This is a genomic window from Pseudomonas sp. WS 5410 (genome assembly GCF_012985645.1).
In the GTDB taxonomy this organism is placed as follows: Bacteria; Pseudomonadota; Gammaproteobacteria; order Pseudomonadales; family Pseudomonadaceae; genus Aquipseudomonas; species Aquipseudomonas shahriarae.
Map to the genome: position 1 here is coordinate 741,740 of NZ_JAAQWS010000001.1, position 16,227 is coordinate 757,966.

A 16,227-nucleotide genomic window follows, 5' to 3' on the forward strand; every position below is an offset into this window, starting at 1 on the left:
CCACTTTTTGGTGCAACTTCCAAACTTGCCGGGTTAAAACCCTAATAACTATCAGGTTAATAACCGAGTATGTAGCATGTCTATTTACGCGCCAGTTTGTAGCGCACGCACTCTTCATAAAAGCTCGAACGAACAGCCGTCGGTTTGAGCCGCGAGGGGCTGTCATAGGTCTGCTCGGTGATCCCCATGGCCATCATGCGCATCCAGGACTTGTCGAACTTGTACCGCTGGATTTTCTGCCGCGCGGCATACAGCGAAACACCGGCCAACTTCAGCTCCTGGGCCCTGGCCGCCGTGCCCGCGCCCCAACTGCACATGTACCGATCCCCTTCGCGCAGCGTCTTGCCCTGGGCCGCCGTCGCCCCGCTCGCCAGGGCCAAGGCAATCAGCGTGATTTTTACGTTGCGCATTGGCACCCCACCTAACCACCTGAAAATAAAAGTGATTTTGGCGAAACATCGGCCAGTTGGGGGCCATTAAAATGCCTTCTCGGCCACCTGCCCTCCCCGCCATGGTTGCCGCCCTACCCGCGGCTGACCATAATCGCGCGCCACTATTCCCCTCACGCAAGGAAATGCCGTGAAGAAGTTTCTGTTGTTAGCCCCGTTGTTAGTCCTGCTGCTGCAAGGTTGCGGCGTGACCATGACGCAATACGAGCCCAATTTCGACAACGTCCAGCGCCTCAAGCAGACGCCACCGCTGCAGCCCGTCAGCCAGGCCAAGGTCACTGCTGCCTCGGGCCAGGGTTCGTTGATGGTTCGGGCCAATCCGATCAGTTCGCCCGCCGGCAGTATCCCCGCCCATGTGCAGGCGGCACTTACCCAGGAACTGTCCCTGGCCGGCCTGCTTAATCAAAGCGCGCCACGCCGCCTTGACGTGCTGCTGGTGAAGAACGAGCTGACGGCGGGCGTAGGCTCAGGCCACGGCACGCTGGCCGCGCGCTTCACCCTGTTCAAGAACGATGCAGTGGTGTACGACGCCACCAAGGAAGTGACCAGCGTGTGGTCCAGTTCATTCTTCGGCCCCATTGCGATTCCGAATGCGGCGAATGCCTATAACCCGCTGGTGCGTGACTTGCTCAAAGCCTTGTACAGCGACCCGCTGTTCATCCAGGCACTCAAGTAAAAAACCAGGTAAAAAAAGGAAGCCGGTCAGCCGGGTAATACCCGTTAGTTAAGTAGAACCCGCTCGCCACAGAGACAGTGTTCGTCCTTAACTAACGGGTATTAGCCCGTCAGCCGGCTCCCTTTTTTGCAGGCCGCATCAGGCCCGCGGTACACCGCCATCCAGTGCCGAGTACTTCAGGTTATTGCTCTCGACCATCTGCTTGAGCAACGCATTGACCTGGCGCGTGAAAGTATCGGTCACCGCTTCTTTTGGCGTGTAGGCCATCATCGGGATAAACCAGATACCCAACCAGGTGTTGATCGCATCGTGGTTGCTGCCTTTGCTAAGCGCCTGGCCTTGTGGGTCCAGGGCTTCCAGGCTCATGGTGTACTGGTCGGTACCCAACGCCGGAATAATGGTGAAGGTGAAGCCGCTGATAAACGCCAGTACCATCTGACCGCCCCCTGGCGGATGGTTGTAGACCTTCAGGCGCAGGCTGTAATCGCCTGGCTGCTTCTGGAACTCATCCAGGGTCACGCGACCGAACAGGCCGGAATCGGTGAGGATTTTTTGCAGCTGCGGACGCAGCATATCCCGCGCCTGGGGGACTTCGGCAGCGGCAGCGTTGGTCGGTTCGCCTTGATAGAAATCAAAGTCGACGTAAACGTTCGGCTTGTTGGCGAAGCTCGCCTTCGATGGCAGGGTGACTGGCGCGACTTCGTCCTTGGTGAAGCTGGCGCAGCCACTCACTGCCAACATCATTAGGGCCAACCCCAGCATTTTTCCAATGTGCATTACGACTTCCTTAGTTGATGGAGCGTCTCCATGGCCGGAGGTGCTGGGGGCGGATAATAGAGAGTCAACGGCCTGGGTAAAAGGCCGTTGTAGGAAAAAACCTCATCAACTCTCGGCGTTTACCACTGATACGTCGCACTGGCCTGCACCGTCCGTTGCGAGCCGTACCAGCACCACGAGTACGAATAGCAGGACGCCACGTACTCTTTATCCGCCAGGTTGGTGGCGTTCAGCGCCAGGCGCAGGTTGTCGCCCTGGGTATTGATGTGCGGGATGTCGTAGTGCACCGACGCATCGAACAAGGTGTAGCCCGGAACCTTCAGGGTGTTGGCGGTATCGCCCCAGGACGAGCCGACATACCGCGCGCCTGCGCCCACGCCGAAGCCCTTGAGGTTACCGTCATGCAAGGTGTAGTCGGCCCACACCGAGGCGGTGTGGCGCGGCACAGCATAGGTCGTGGTGCCCTGGGTCGGCACGGCCGGGCCGACGCCAATGTCGGTGATCGGCGCATAGCGCACGGTGCTGTTGGATTTGCTGATGCGGTTATCGAGGTAGGCATAGGCCGCCGTGATATCCAGGTTGTCGTTGAGGCTGGCCTTGCCTTCGAGTTCAAAGCCACGGGAGCGCACTTCACCGTCCTGGACCTGGCAGCGACCATTGCCGCACAAGTGAGTTGGGTCCGGGTCCATGGTCGGTACGTTGTTCTGGCGCAGGTCGAAGATGGCCGCGGTGATAAAGCTGTTGCTGCCCGGCGGCTGGTACTTGATGCCGATTTCGTACTGTTTGCCTTCGGTGGGCTTGAACACCGAACCACCGTAGCCGGTGCCCGATTGCGGGGAGAAGGATTCGGAATAGCTGGCGTATGGCGCCAGGCCGTTATCGAAGAGGTAGACCACCCCCAGACGACCGGTGAAGGCTTTGCTGTCCAGGGAGGATTTGGTTTTCTTGCCGTCGGTCAAACTCAATGAGCTGTTATCCGTGCTGGCCCAGTCATAACGACCGCCCATCAACAGCACCCACTTATCCCACTTCGCCTGCTCCTGCAGGTACACGCCAGTCTGCTCGCTGCGCTGGGTGGCGTCGCTGGAAAATGCCGGGGTGGTGACTGGCGCGCCATATACCGGATCGAAAATATCCAGGTCCGGTCCCTTGCCGTAACCGGCCTTGGTATCGACGCTGGTGTTCTGGTAATCAAGCCCCATCAACAGCGTGTGCTGCACCGGGCCGGTGTCGAACTTGCCCTGCAACTGGTTATCCAGGTTGTAGGCATCCATGTCGACATCGGTGGCGATGGTCGAGCGGTTCAAGGTGCGGTAATCGGCCTGCAGGTTGCTGCTGTAGATACTGCGGTAGATCCCTTCGCTGCGCATATAGCGGGCGTTCTGGCGCACGGTCCAGACGTCGTCGAGGTGATGCTCGAAGGCATAACCGATGGAGTAATGCGCGCGGTCACTCTTCTCGAAGTTCTTCTCGCCGTCGTAGAAATCGACATCAATCTTGCGCCCCAGCGGGCTATGCAACACCGAGCCCCAGGCCGGCATCGAACCGTAGGAAGCGCCCTTGGGATCCTTCTGGAAATGCCCGAGCAGGGTCAGCGAGGTGTCCTCGTTCGGGCGCCAGGTGAAGGCCGAAGACAGGGATTGGCGGCGGGTCTCGGTGTGCTCGACCTGGCCGTCGGCATCATCGAACAAGCCGGCGACGCGGTAGGAGTACACCCCTTGCTCATCCAGCGGGCCGCTGAGATCGAAGGTGGTGCGCTTTTTGTTGAAGGTGCCGTACTCCACGCCCACTTCGTGAAAAGGCGTATCCAGCGGGCGTTTGGTGACCATATTGATCACGCCGCTGGGGCTGCCCTGGCCATACAACACCGAGGCCGGGCCGCGCAGGACCTCCACGCGCTCCAGGTCGAAGGCATCCTTTTGCGGCGAGGCATCGCGGCTCGACGCCACGCGCAGGCCGTCGAGGTAAGTCACCGGCGAGAAGCCGCGAATGGTCAACTGGTCCAGGCGCGAGGCAGTGGCGCCACGGGTTTCCGGGACGACCGCGGCGCTGTAGCGCAGGATCTGGTTGAGGCTCTCGGCATTCTGCGCGCGCATCTGGTCTTTGGTGACCACCGAGATCGACTGCGGGGTCTCGATCAGCGCGGTGTCGGTCTTGGTACCAGACAGGCTGCGCGTGGCCACATAGCCGGACACCGGGCCAATGGGGCTTTCACTTTGCTCGGCAGCACTGATGGTGGTGGCTTGCAACTCCACCGAGCCGTCCGCCTGGGGGATCGGCTCGATGCGATAGCGCTGGGCAGACAGCGCCTGGGCCCGCAAACCGCTACCCGCCAGCAACTGGGCGAGTGCCGCGTCGCTGCTCAACTGCCCGTTCAAACCGCTGTTGCGCTTGCCGCGGGTCAAGGCCGGATCAAAGGCCAGGACCAGCCCGGCCTGTTCGGCAAAGCCGTTGAGGGCCTGGCTCAGGTCACCGGCAGGGATCGAGAAATGGCTACTTTCATCAGCCCATGCGGTGTGAATGGTCAGGGGCACAGCGGCAAAAGCCATCGCCACTGACAGCGCCAGCGGGTGCAACGGACGAGCAAAGCGTGACATGAGAGGTCCTGGAAAAGAGGGTTCTATATTCCATGACGGCCATGTCGGGAAATCGGGTATGAATGAGACCGGTTTTTATTTGAACAGGTGTCTTCAGGCACATCAGAGGGGTTTGATCACCACCAGCAGGTCGGTGAAATGCTCCACTTTGATCGGCAGGTTATCCGCCAGGGTCGCCAGCGCTGCGTCGCTGTCATCGAGCTTGAACACCCCTGACACGCGCATGCCTTGCAACGCCTGGGGATCAAAACGCACCACGCCATGGCGATAGCTGGCCAGGGTTTGCAGGACCTCGCTCAACGGCCGGTCATCCACCGTGAGCAAGCCCCGGGTCCAGGCCGCCGGGTCGCCGCTGCCGACCGCTTGCGCTGGCTGGGCGTGGCCCTGCTTGAGGATCGCGCGCTGGCCTGCCATGACCTTCACCGCCTCGCTGTGATTGCCTTTGGCGGCCACCGTTGATTCGATCACCGTGACCACGGTCGAGCCATCCACCGCGCGCTGGACCAGGAAACGCGTGCCCAATGCGGTCGCCGTACCCTGGTCGGTACGCACCACAAATGGCCGCTGCGCATCCTTGGCCACCTCGACCCACATCTCGCCCTTGAGCAACTCGATTACACGCTGCTGGCCGTCGAATTTCACGTCCAGTGCCGAGTTGCTGTTGAGCTGCACCTGGCTGCCATCGGCCAGGACCACCTGGCTCCGTTCGCCGACGCCGGTACGTTGGTCGGCCATCCACAGTGGCAGTTGCTCGACGCTCGCCCAGCCGAGCACCAACACACCCAACAGCCCCAGGACCTGCCCGCCGCGCACAGCGTACCCGGGCTTGCGTGGGATGAAGGCTTGATTCAATGCCAGGCGTGCCGGTTCGGCAGGCAATTCATCGAAGCTGCCCCACAATGCCCCCATGCGCTCGAAAGCCACCCGATGGCGTGGGTCAGCCTCACACCACTCTTCAAATGCCTGGCGGTCAGCGGCGCTGACCTCCTCGTCATTGAGCAGCGCCAACCATTGCGCTGCCTCGCTGACAATCTGTTCGGCGGACATCAAAGCGGATCCGCGCCATGCAGCGTCTGGTAGCAATGCACCAGCGCGCTGGAGATGTAGTTTTTTACTGTGCTGGAGGAGACCTGGAGCTGGGCCGCGATTTCACTGTAGGTCAGGCCGTCCAGGCGACTGAGCAGAAACGCTTCGCGGGCCTTGTCCGGCAGGCCGGCGAGCATCAGCGCAATGCGTTCCAGGGCCTGCAGCGCGACATGAATGGTCGCCGGATCGGGCATGCCAGCGTCTTCGTACTGGATCGCCAGGGCTTGCATATAGGCTTTCTCGATCTTGCGTCGCCGCGCACCGTCAATCAGCAAGCGCCCGGCAGTGGTCGCGAGAAATGCCCGAGGCTCCTGAATATTGTGGGGCTCGGCCAGCAGCAACACCCGCACGAATGCATCCTGGGCCAGGTCCGCCGCATGCTGCGAACAGCCGAGTTTCTTGCGCAGCCAACCCTGCAACCAGGAATGGTGGTCGCTGTAGAGCGCGGTGAGTGTCTGCTGGCGGCGGGCTATATCACAATCGGCCACAGGAAAGTCATGCATGCGCAAAAGCTTCTCAAACAAGAAAGATTACCAATCGCGCAAACGATGACAGTAAAACGATGGCAGGGCAAGGGCTCGGCAACGAACCCCAGGCACATCCAGACCAGCTGTCCCCCACGGGTGCAGGAGGCCCGACTTATGGCGAGGGATTCGCCGGCAATGGCCTGCTTAGCGCAAGCTCCAGGACACCCCGGCATACACGCCCATGCCATCGCCCGGCGTCGAGCGCGCCATATCCTTGCCATGGTCGTCATAGCCCGGGGTCACGGTATTGGCATAGCGCTGGTTGGTCAGGTTGCGCAGGTCGACCCAGGCTTGCCAGTCGTGCTTCGGCGCGTCATAGCCAACGGTGGCGCCCAATAAGCCATAGACTCGCGCGTAGTAGGAGTTGGCGTAGTCCACCGCCACCCGCGAGGAGTACTCGCCATTGAGGCTGCTGAAAAAGCCACTGGGATGGCTGTAGCGCACCTGCGCCTGGTAATAGTGCTTGGGGATACCAGGCAATGTGTTGTCGCCAAAACGCGGGTCGTCGCGGTAGTGGAAGTTGCTGTAGGTGTAGGCCTGGCGCAGGGCCAGGCGGCCAGTGTTGCCGCCCTCCCACAACGGGCTGGTGAGGCTCAGTTCCAGGCCTTGGTGAATGGTCGGGCTGGCGTTGGATTCGGCGACCACCTGCGACAGGTTGGGCGGAGCCGCCTGGGTCTCGACGCTGAGCAACTCATGGCGCACCAGCGAGTGATACAGCGCCAGATCCCATTGGCCGAACCAGGCTTCGCCGCGTCCGCCCACTTCCAGGGTGGTGGCGGTCTGGTTTTGCAGTTCCACGCCTTCGCGGGCCAAGCCTGAAGCCGGACTATTAACATCTTTGGCAAAGAACTTATTGGAACCCCAGATCATCGACCAGGCATGCGGCGGCTCCACCGAGCGGCTCAGGTTGCCATACACCTGCAATTGCGGGTTGAAGTCATACCGCAGGCCCACGCGCGGGGCATAGTCCCAGGCATGAGTGCTCAAGGGGGCATGGGTCTCGGGATAGGTGACTTCGGTTTCGCGACGGGTATAGATCGCCGCCAGCCCGGTGGTCAGCCACAGATCAGGCAGCAGCTCCAGGTCGTTGCTCACGTGCAGCACCGTATCCGACCCCAGGTAGCTGTAGTCACGGGTCTTGGTGCCGGGGGCGAAGGTGGCGGTGGTACCGGTGGGCACCCGCACGTACTCCGACACACCGTTATTGGGCAGGCCCTGGGTGGTGCGCAGGCCGACCGTGGTCTTGCTGTCGCGTCCCAGCAGGGTGTCCTGGCGGATGTAGTTCAAGGTGCCGCTGATATCGGTATACGCCACCTTGAGCCGGTTGGTGCCTTCGCGCAGGTCCATGGGGTAGTCGTGGTACACCAGCCCCGCCTCGACGCGGGAGTTATCGTCCAACTGCAGCGTGGTCTTGTTGGCGATCCAGGTAGAACCCGGCTGCAAGCGCTTGGAGTCGCGCGTCAAATTGAGCGCATTGGCCGCACGCGGGCTGTGCTCGATCTGCTGGCGCGTGAGTTTGCCGGGGCTGTCGTTGGCGGTTTCGCGGTAACGCAAATAGAAGCGGGTTTCCAGGTCCGGATTGAACCGGTAGCCGAAGTTGGCCGCCACGCCCTTGCCACTGCCGGCGCTTTGTTGCTGGAAGCCATCGTAGTCAGTGTCGGTCAGGCTGATGTAATAGTCGGCATCGCCCAGCACTTGCCCGGAGCTGATTTCCCGCTGGGCATATCCATGGCTGCCGGCCTCGTAACGCACGCGCAACTTGGGCGCATCGTAGCCGGTGCGGGTGACATAGTTGACCGCCCCGCCCAGGGCCAGTGCGCCGCGGTCGAAACCGTTGGCACCGCGCAGCACTTCGACGCGGCTGAGCCACAGCGGGTCCTTGAGTTCATAAGGCGTGCCGCCGGGGCCGGTGAGTGGCAGGCCGTCGATGGTTTCATACAGGCCGGACGCATGGCTGCCGGGGCCACGGTTGATGCCCGAGCCGCGAATGGAGATTTTCACCCCTTCGTTATTCGCCGCCCTGGCATAGATGCCGGCCTGGTACTTGAGCACGTCTTCATTGCTGCTGACCCGCCCCTGCTCGACGCTGGCCATGTCAACGTAGTTGGTCCCACCGGGTACCTGCTTGAGTTGCGCCTGGGCCGCTTCGCCTTCGCTCAGTTCGGTGCTGGTGACTTGCAGCGGCGCCAACTGCAGCGCCTCCTCGGCCTGGGCCAGGTGACTGAACGTCAGGGCAGCCCCCAAGCCAAGCCAGCGCGGGGAAAGAACAAGCAGAGGTTGTCGCAGGCGCATGGGCCGTATCCTTGAAGAGGTCTGCGGTTGGAAGCCGCGGATCATACGCAGGTCACGCACAAACCTCGTCGATTAGGCTAATGTGCTGGCCCTGAGCGCCCCTTCACTCTTGAGGCCGAGCCTTTCATGCGCAATCTCACCTTCGCCAGCATCTGCCTGTTCTCTTCACTATTGGTCGGTTGCCAACAGCATCCACCGGCCAACGACCAACTGGATGCGGTGCTCTGGACCCAAACCTCCATCGAGCATGAGTTGATCTATCGCCAGGTGTTTGCCAACGCCACCCGCCAGCTCGACGTGGCCCTGGCCAGCAAGGACTGGGACGCCCTGCCCTTTGCCCCACGCAACCTCAGCGGCCTGCCGCCGGCGGTGATCGTCGATATCGACGAAACCCTGCTGGACAACGTGCCACTCAACGCGCGGGACATCATCAACAACCAGGTCTACTCCTATGATCGCTGGAACACCTGGGTCGACCAGGCCAAGGCCCAGGCCCTGCCCGGCGCCGTGGCGTTTGTGCAGGCGGCGCAGCAACGCGGGATCAAAGTGTATTACCTGACCAACCGCGAACACAGCCAGGTCCAGGCCACGGTCGCTAACCTGCGCCTGCGTGGTTTCCCGGTGGACAGCAACCAACAAATACTGGCGGCCGCCACCCCGACCGGCCATTGCGAACAGGCCGGCTACGGCAAAAACTGCCGCCGCCAGTGGGTCGCCAGCCAGGCGCGGGTGCTGTTGATGGTCGGGGATTCCCTGGGGGATTTCGTCCAGGCCGAACACAACACCCTGGCCGCCCAACACCGGGCGGTCGAGCCCTATACAGGCTGGTTCGGCCAGCGCTGGTTCCTGCTGCCGAATCCCACCTACGGCAACTGGTACAGCGCACCCTACGCCGACCGCGAAGAGATTCCATTTGAGCAGAAGCGCTTTTTCAAGCGTGAGGCCCTTCAGTTGCAGCAATGAAGATCCAAGGTGGCAGCTGAAATGCAACCCTCCACCCGCTGAAGGTCGAGGTGGGAGCTGTCGAGCCTTGGCGAGGCTGCGATGGCGGCGGCATTGCGGGGGTTGATGTTGGCTGAACTACCGCTATCGCAGGCAAGCCAGCTCCCACCTTGGATCTTCAGCATATTGAGCACCGTATGCATCCTGCGGTAGCAGTGAAATGCAACCCTACCCCCTGGAGATCGAGGTGGGAGCTGTCGAGCCCCAGCGAGGCTGCGATGCCGGCGGCATTGCTGGGGTTGATGTTGGCTGACCCGCCGCTATCGCAGGCAAGCCAGCTCCCACATTGGATCTTCAGCACATTGAGCATCGTATGCATCCTGCGGTGACAGCTGAAATGCAATCCTCCACCCCCTGAAGATCGAGGTGGGAGCTGTCGAGCCCCGGCGAGGCTGCGATGGCGGCGGTATTGCTGGGGTTGATGTTGGCTGACCCACCGCTATCGCTGGCAAGCCAGCTCCCACCTTGGATCTTCAGTACATTGAGTACCGTGTGCATCCTGCGATGGCAGCTGAAACGCAATCTTCCAAACCCTGAAGATCGAGGTGGGAGCTGTCGAGCCCCGGCGAGGCTGCGATGGCGGCGGCATTGCTGGGGTTGATGTTGGCTGACCCACCGCTATCGCTGGCAAGCCATCTGTCACAGGGACTTGCGCCCACTCCTTAGCTGGTGGCCTGCCGATACTGACGCGGCGTAAAGCCAGTCAACGCCTTGAACTGGCGGGTGAATGCACTGTGGTCGGTGTAGCCGCATTGCAGGGCCACTTCGGTGATCGGCAACTCGGTGTGCAACAGGCGATGGGCATGTTCCAGGCGCACTTTCTGGATCATCTGCCGGGGTGTCAGGTGGAATACGCGCTTGCAGTAACGCTCCAGTTGCGCCACCGAGATGCCGGCGATGCGTGTCAGTTCGCCGAGGGTCACGCGCTGGTTGAAATGGGCGCGGATGTGTTCGTCCACCGCCGCCAGGCGCTGATAGGCCGGGTGGGTCTCGCTGGCGGATTGCAGGTCGACCGAAATCCCAGCCAAGCCGATGATCGCCCCCTCGCGGTTATACAACGGCCATTTGTGGGTCAGGCACCAACCGGGTTCGCGGCTGCCGTACAGGTGCAACTCCAGTTGGTCCTCCAGTACCAGACCCTGTTCCAGTACGCGCCGATCCTGTTCGGTATAACCCGGCCCCAACTGCGCGGGGAACACTTCGGCGCTGGTCTTGCCCAGTAACGGGCGCCGGTCTTTCAAGCCACAGCGCTGCACCAGGGTGTGGTTGGCCATGACATAGCGCGCCTGCACATCCTTGATAAACATCGTCGCATTGGGGATCACGTCGAGCATCGGCAACAGCATGGCCACGCCCGCCAGCAGCTGTTCGAGGCTGTGGGGGCGCTGCTCATCGCCCTGGCACAGGGTTGCAAACGCGTTGTGCATCATGCCGCTCACCGCCTCGTTTGTCGCCTCGCCGGGCCAGCAGATTGCCCGATGGCCGGGGCCCTGTCGAGTGCCGTTGCCCACCTGGCAATTGTGCTGAATTCGTCATTGATAGCCGCGCAAAACATCAATCGCCAGCGCGCCGATGGGTTCACTGTAGCGCCACTGCATGCCTATCCAATAACCCACAAGAAGGCGCCGCTATGTCAGCCCAAGGCAAGTTCAAGAAACAGCTGTCTCTGATCGACCTCACCTTTATCGGCCTGGGAGCCATCTTCGGTTCCGGTTGGTTGTTTGCCGCCAGTCACGTGTCGTCCATTGCCGGCCCCGCGGGGATTTTTTCCTGGTTGCTCGGCGGTTTTGCCGTGCTGTTGCTGGGCATTGTGTATTGCGAATTGGGCGCCGCCCTGCCCCGTGCCGGGGGCGTGGTGCGCTACCCGGTGTATTCCCACGGCCCGCTGCTGGGCTACCTGATGGGCTTTATCACGCTGATCGCGTTTTCCAGCCTGGTGGCGATTGAAGTGGTTGCCGCAAGGCAATATGCCGCCGCCTGGTTTCCCGAGTTGACCAAGGCTGGCTCCAGCGACCCCACCCCCCTCGGCTGGCTGGTGCAGTTCGGCCTGCTCTGCCTGTTTTTCGTGCTCAATTACCGCAGCGTCAAGACCTTCGCCATCGCCAATAACCTGGTCAGCATTTTCAAGTTCATCGTGCCGCTGCTGGTGATCGGCGCGCTGTTCACCTTCTTCAAACCGGCCAACTTCCACTCCCAGGGGTTCGCGCCGTTCGGCCTGTCGGGGATTGAAATGGCGGTGTCCGCCGGCGGGGTGATTTTTGCCTATCTGGGGCTGACGCCGATCATCTCGGTGGCCAGCGAAGTGAAAAACCCACAACGCACCATTCCCATTGCCCTGATCCTTTCGGTGCTGCTGTCCACGGCAATTTATGTGCTGCTGCAAGTGGCCTTCCTCGGCGGCGTGCCCACCGAAATGCTCGCCAATGGCTGGGCCGGCATCAGCAAGGAACTGGCCCTGCCCTATCGCGATATCGCCCTGGCCCTGGGCGTGGGCTGGCTGGCCTACCTGGTGGTGGCCGACGCGGTGATCTCCCCCAGCGGCTGCGGCAATATCTATATGAACGCCACGCCACGGGTGATCTATGGCTGGGCGCAGACCGGCACCTTCTTCAAGATTTTCACGCGTATTGATGAGAAATCCGGCATCCCGCGCCCGGCGTTGTGGCTGACCTTTGGCTTGTCGGTGTTCTGGACCCTGCCGTTCCCGTCCTGGGAGGCGCTGATCAATGTGGTGTCCGCCGCCCTGGTGTTGAGCTACGCCGTGGCCCCGGTGTGCGTGGCTGCGCTGCGACGCAATGCGCCGGACATGCCGCGCCCGTTCCGGGTCAAGTGGATGAGTGTGCTGGGCCCGCTGTCGTTCATCATCGCCGCGCTGATCGTCTACTGGTCGGGCTGGAACACCGTGTCCTGGTTGCTGGGCCTGCAAATCGTGATGTTTGTGGTGTACCTGCTGTGCCGCCGCCTGGTGCCGACCCAGCACCTGAGCATCGCCCAGCAAGTGCGCTCCAGCGCGTGGCTGATCGGCTTCTACACCGTGACCATGGTGCTGTCGAAACTCGGCAGTTTCGGCGGCCTGGGCGTGCTCAGCCATCCCTTCGACACCCTGGTCGTCGCCGCCTGCGCCATGGGCATCTACTACTGGGGTGCGGCCACCGGCGTGCCGGCGCACTTGGTAGAACTGGAACACGAAGACGACGAAAGCGAAGCCGTGCTGCCCACTACCGGCATGCACCCGGCGAACGCGTAATTGGCCAATCACCAAGGAATAGCTGGATGAAACGACTGCATGTGATTGACTCCCACACCGGCGGCGAACCGACGCGCCTGATCATCAATGGCTTCCCGCAACTGGCCGGCCAGACCATCGCCGAGCAGCTCGAGAGCCTGCGCACCGAGCACGACCCATGGCGCCGCGCGTGCCTGCTGGAGCCCCGTGGCAACGATGTACTGGTCGGCGCGCTGTACTGCGAGCCGGTTTCGCCGGGGGCCACCTGCGGGGTGATTTTTTTCAACAACGCCGGCTACCTCGGCATGTGTGGCCACGGCACCATCGGCCTGATTGCCTCGTTGCACTACTTGGGCCGCATCGCGCCAGGGGTGCACAGCATCGACACGCCGGTGGGCCAAGTCAGCGCCACCCTGCATGAGGACGGCGCGGTCACCCTGCGCAACGTGCCCGCCTATCGCTATCGCCAGCAGGTGCCCGTGGATGTACCGGGGCATGGCCGGATCTACGGCGATATTGCCTGGGGCGGCAACTGGTTTTTCCTGGTGTCCGAGCACGGCCAGGATGTGCACATGGCCAATGTCGAGGTCCTTACCGACTTCACCTGGGCCATGCTCAAGGCCCTCGAAGCCCAAGGCATCCATGGCGCAGACGGCGCGTTGATCGACCATATCGAACTGTTCGCCGATGACGAGCAGGCCGACAGCCGCAACTTCGTCATGTGCCCCGGCAAGGCCTACGACCGCTCGCCCTGCGGCACGGGTACCAGCGCCAAGCTGGCGTGCCTGGCCGCCGATGGAAAGCTTCAGGCCGGTGAGCCCTGGGTACAAGCCAGCATCACCGCCAGCCAATTCGAAGGCCGTTTTGAATGGGAGGGCGAACGCATCCGCCCCTTCATCACCGGCCGCGCCTATATGACCGCCGACAGCACCTTGCTGATCGACGAACAGGACCCCTTCGCCTGGGGCATTTGAGCACCCGGCAGCGTTACAACAGACCCTTCCAAGGAGATAGAACCATGAGCGATAACATTTTCACCGGCTGCATCCCTGCCCTGATGACCCCGTGCACCGCCGAGCGTCAGCCGGACTTCGACGCCCTGGTCGCCAAGGGCCGCGAACTGATCGACATCGGCATGAGCGCCGTGGTGTATTGCGGCTCCATGGGCGACTGGCCGTTGCTCACCGAAGCCCAGCGCCAGGAAGGCGTGGCGCGCCTGGTGGCTGCGGGCATCCCGACCATTGTCGGCACCGGGGCGGTCAACAGCCGTGAAGCAATATCCCATGCCGCCCACGCCGCCAAGGTCGGCGCCCACGGTTTGATGGTCATCCCACGGGTGCTGTCCCGTGGCGCTTCGGCCACTGCGCAAAAGGCCCACTTCGCGGCGATCCTCAGCGCCGCACCGAACCTGCCGTCGGTGATCTACAACAGCCCCTACTACGGCTTCGCCACACGCGCCGACCTGTTCTTTGAACTGCGCCGCGAGTACCCGAACCTGATCGGCTTCAAGGAGTTCGGCGGCGGCGCCGACCTGCGCTATGCGGCCGAACACATCACTTCCAAAGACGATGACGTGACCCTGATGGTCGGTGTCGATACCCAGGTGGTGCACGGTTTCGTCAACTGCAACGCCACTGGCGCGATCACTGGCATCGGCAACGCCCTGCCACGGGAAGTCCTGCAACTGGTGGCCCTGAGTAAGAAGGCCGCCAAGGGCGATGCCAAGGCCCGGCGCCAGGCCCGTGAGCTGGAAGCGGCGCTGGCGGTGCTGTCGTCCTTCGATGAAGGCTGCGACCTGGTGCTCTATTACAAGCACCTGATGGTGCTCAATGGCGACCTGGAATACAGCCTGCACTTCAACGACAGCGATGTGCTCAGCGATGCCCAGCGCCGGTATGCCGAGCACCAGTACGCGCTGTTCCGCCAGTGGTACGCCAACTGGTCGGCAGAACAGAACGTCGACTGACTGCTCGTACGCCGCTGCTACACAGCGGCGTCCCTTCTTTTTTCAGGAACAGGCCATGACTCTGACAGGCAATATGCTGATCGGTCAGCACTCCATTCCCGGCACCCGCACAGCCATCCGTGCGATCAACCCAGCCACCGATGCTGCGCTGGAGCCGGCCTATCCCGGCGGCTCCACCGAGCAGGTGGCCCAGGCGTGCGCGTTGGCGTGGTCAGCCTTCGACAGCTACCGCGAGACATCCCTGGCGGCGCGTGCTGAATTCCTCGAAACCATCGCCAGCGAAATCGAAGCCCTCGGCGATGAACTGATCGAGCGTGCCGTGGCCGAAACCGGCTTGCCCCACGCGCGGATTCAGGGCGAACGGGGCCGCACCTGCCAGCAACTGCGTACCTTCGCCCGCACCGTACGCGCTGGCGAATGGCTGAATGTGCGGGTCGATGGCGCCCAACCAGGCCGCCAGCCCCTGCCCCGTGCCGACCTGCGCCAACGCCAGGTGCCGCTGGGCCCGGTGGCTGTATTCGGCGCCAGTAACTTCCCGCTGGCGTTCTCGGTGGCCGGCGGTGATACCGCTTCAGCCCTCGCCGCCGGTTGCCCGGTGATCGTCAAGGCCCACGGCGCCCACCCCGGCACCAGCGAATTGGTGGGCCGCGCGCTGGCCCGTGCCGTGAAACAGTGTGGCCTGCCCGAGGGCGTGTTTTCCCTGCTGTACGGTTCCGGACGCGAAGTGGGGATTGCCCTGGTCAGCGACCCAAGGATCAAGGCAGTGGGATTCACCGGTTCGCAAAGTGGCGGTATCGCCTTGTGCCAGGCGGCCCAGGCACGGCCGGAGCCCATTCCGGTGTACGCGGAAATGAGCGCCATCAACCCGGTGTACCTGTTTCCGGGCGCCCTCAAGGCGCGCGGCGAAACGCTGGCACAAGGGTTTGTTGCCTCATTGACCCAGGGCGCCGGGCAGTTCTGCACCAACCCCGGCCTGGTGATTGCGGTTCAAGGTCCGGAACTGCAGCAGTTTGTCAGCCTCGCCAGCGACTTGCTGCAACGCAGCCCGGCGCAGACCATGCTCACACCGGGCATCTTCCAGGCCTATGAGGCGGGCGTCAGCGCACTGGCTGAGCATGCCCACTGCCTGGCCAGCGGGTTGCCGGCGCAAGGGCCGAACCAATGCCAGGCGCAGCTGTTTACTACCCACGCGCAAGACTTCCTTGCCAACCCGCATTTGCAGGCCGAAGTCTTCGGCGCCGCCTCGCTCCTGGTGCAGTGCGCGGACAACGCGCAAATGCGCCAAGTGACTGAGCACCTCGAAGGCCAGTTGACCGCCACCCTGCACCTGGATGAGGGCGATTTTGAACAGGCACGGGCATTGCTGCCGGCCCTTGAGCGCAAGGCTGGCCGGCTGCTGGTCAACGGCTGGCCGACCGGGGTCGAGGTGTGTGATGCCATGGTGCATGGCGGGCCCTTCCCCGCGACCTCGGACTCGCGCTCGACCTCGGTTGGCACCGCCGCGATCCTGCGTTTCCTAAGGCCGGTGTGCTACCAGGACTTCCCCGACAGCCTGCTGCCCGACGCACTGAAACAAGGCAACCCGCTGCGGCTGCGACGCTTGCTCGACGGCCAGAGAGAAGCCTGATC

13 protein-coding genes are annotated in these 16,227 nt (G+C 62.5%); 6 read left to right on the plus strand and 7 right to left on the minus strand.

The features are described 5' to 3' along the window. Positions 1-80: 80 nt before the first annotated feature. On the minus strand, positions 81-410 hold the full coding sequence (locus HBO24_RS03180) for a hypothetical protein (protein WP_115128456.1): 330 nt from the start codon (positions 408-410) through the stop codon (positions 81-83). Between the two features lie 169 nt (positions 411-579). Here HBO24_RS03180 and HBO24_RS03185 point away from each other — a divergent pair, with 169 nt between their 5' ends. Then, entirely contained in the window at positions 580-1,125 is a 546-nt protein-coding gene (locus HBO24_RS03185) for a hypothetical protein (RefSeq protein ID WP_115128457.1), read from the plus strand. A 138-nt stretch (positions 1,126-1,263) separates the two neighbouring features. Here HBO24_RS03185 and HBO24_RS03190 read toward each other — a convergent pair whose 3' ends face one another. The 5 genes from HBO24_RS03190 to HBO24_RS03210 all read right to left on the minus strand — a co-directional run bounded on the left by HBO24_RS03190 (position 1,264) and on the right by HBO24_RS03210 (position 8,404). Further along, complete coding sequence (locus tag HBO24_RS03190; RefSeq protein ID WP_099170904.1) at positions 1,264-1,902, minus strand: hypothetical protein; 639 nt, start codon at positions 1,900-1,902, stop codon at positions 1,264-1,266. A 119-nt stretch (positions 1,903-2,021) separates the two neighbouring features. Next, entirely contained in the window at positions 2,022-4,499 is a 2,478-nt protein-coding gene (locus HBO24_RS03195) for a TonB-dependent siderophore receptor (protein WP_115128459.1), read from the minus strand. Between the two features lie 102 nt (positions 4,500-4,601). Beyond that, a complete protein-coding gene (locus HBO24_RS03200; RefSeq protein ID WP_170044260.1) occupies positions 4,602-5,546 on the minus strand; it encodes a FecR family protein in 945 nt (314 codons plus the stop codon). Beyond that, complete coding sequence (locus tag HBO24_RS03205) at positions 5,546-6,088, minus strand: sigma-70 family RNA polymerase sigma factor (RefSeq protein WP_057959224.1); 543 nt, start codon at positions 6,086-6,088, stop codon at positions 5,546-5,548. Before HBO24_RS03205 ends, HBO24_RS03200 begins: the two co-directional genes overlap by 1 nt. Positions 6,089-6,256: 168 nt before the next feature. Beyond that, positions 6,257-8,404: a TonB-dependent receptor gene (locus tag HBO24_RS03210; RefSeq protein WP_170059293.1), complete on the minus strand. Its 2,148-nt coding sequence runs from the start codon at positions 8,402-8,404 to the stop codon at positions 6,257-6,259. Between the two features lie 126 nt (positions 8,405-8,530). Between HBO24_RS03210 and HBO24_RS03215 the strand changes: the two genes are divergently transcribed. Beyond that, on the plus strand, positions 8,531-9,367 hold the full coding sequence (locus HBO24_RS03215) for an HAD family acid phosphatase (protein WP_169960900.1): 837 nt from the start codon (positions 8,531-8,533) through the stop codon (positions 9,365-9,367). A gap of 701 nt (positions 9,368-10,068) precedes the next feature. On the opposite strand, the gene HBO24_RS03220 is transcribed toward HBO24_RS03215, so the two are convergent. Next, complete coding sequence (locus tag HBO24_RS03220) at positions 10,069-10,836, minus strand: AraC family transcriptional regulator (RefSeq protein ID WP_170044262.1); 768 nt, start codon at positions 10,834-10,836, stop codon at positions 10,069-10,071. A gap of 200 nt (positions 10,837-11,036) precedes the next feature. Here HBO24_RS03220 and HBO24_RS03225 point away from each other — a divergent pair, with 200 nt between their 5' ends. The 4 genes from HBO24_RS03225 to HBO24_RS03240 are packed head-to-tail and all read left to right on the plus strand — an operon-like array spanning position 11,037 to position 16,225. After that, a complete protein-coding gene (locus HBO24_RS03225; RefSeq protein ID WP_170059294.1) occupies positions 11,037-12,653 on the plus strand; it encodes an APC family permease in 1,617 nt (538 codons plus the stop codon). Between the two features lie 26 nt (positions 12,654-12,679). Beyond that, complete coding sequence (locus HBO24_RS03230; protein ID WP_057441004.1) at positions 12,680-13,606, plus strand: 4-hydroxyproline epimerase; 927 nt, start codon at positions 12,680-12,682, stop codon at positions 13,604-13,606. Positions 13,607-13,650: 44 nt separating this feature from the next. After that, the gene (locus HBO24_RS03235; RefSeq protein WP_057441006.1) at positions 13,651-14,598 is read left to right on the plus strand and encodes a dihydrodipicolinate synthase family protein; all 948 of its coding nucleotides are present in this window, start codon (positions 13,651-13,653) and stop codon (positions 14,596-14,598) included. A gap of 55 nt (positions 14,599-14,653) precedes the next feature. Beyond that, on the plus strand, positions 14,654-16,225 hold the full coding sequence (locus HBO24_RS03240; protein ID WP_170059295.1) for an aldehyde dehydrogenase (NADP(+)): 1,572 nt from the start codon (positions 14,654-14,656) through the stop codon (positions 16,223-16,225). Positions 16,226-16,227 lie beyond the last annotated feature (2 nt).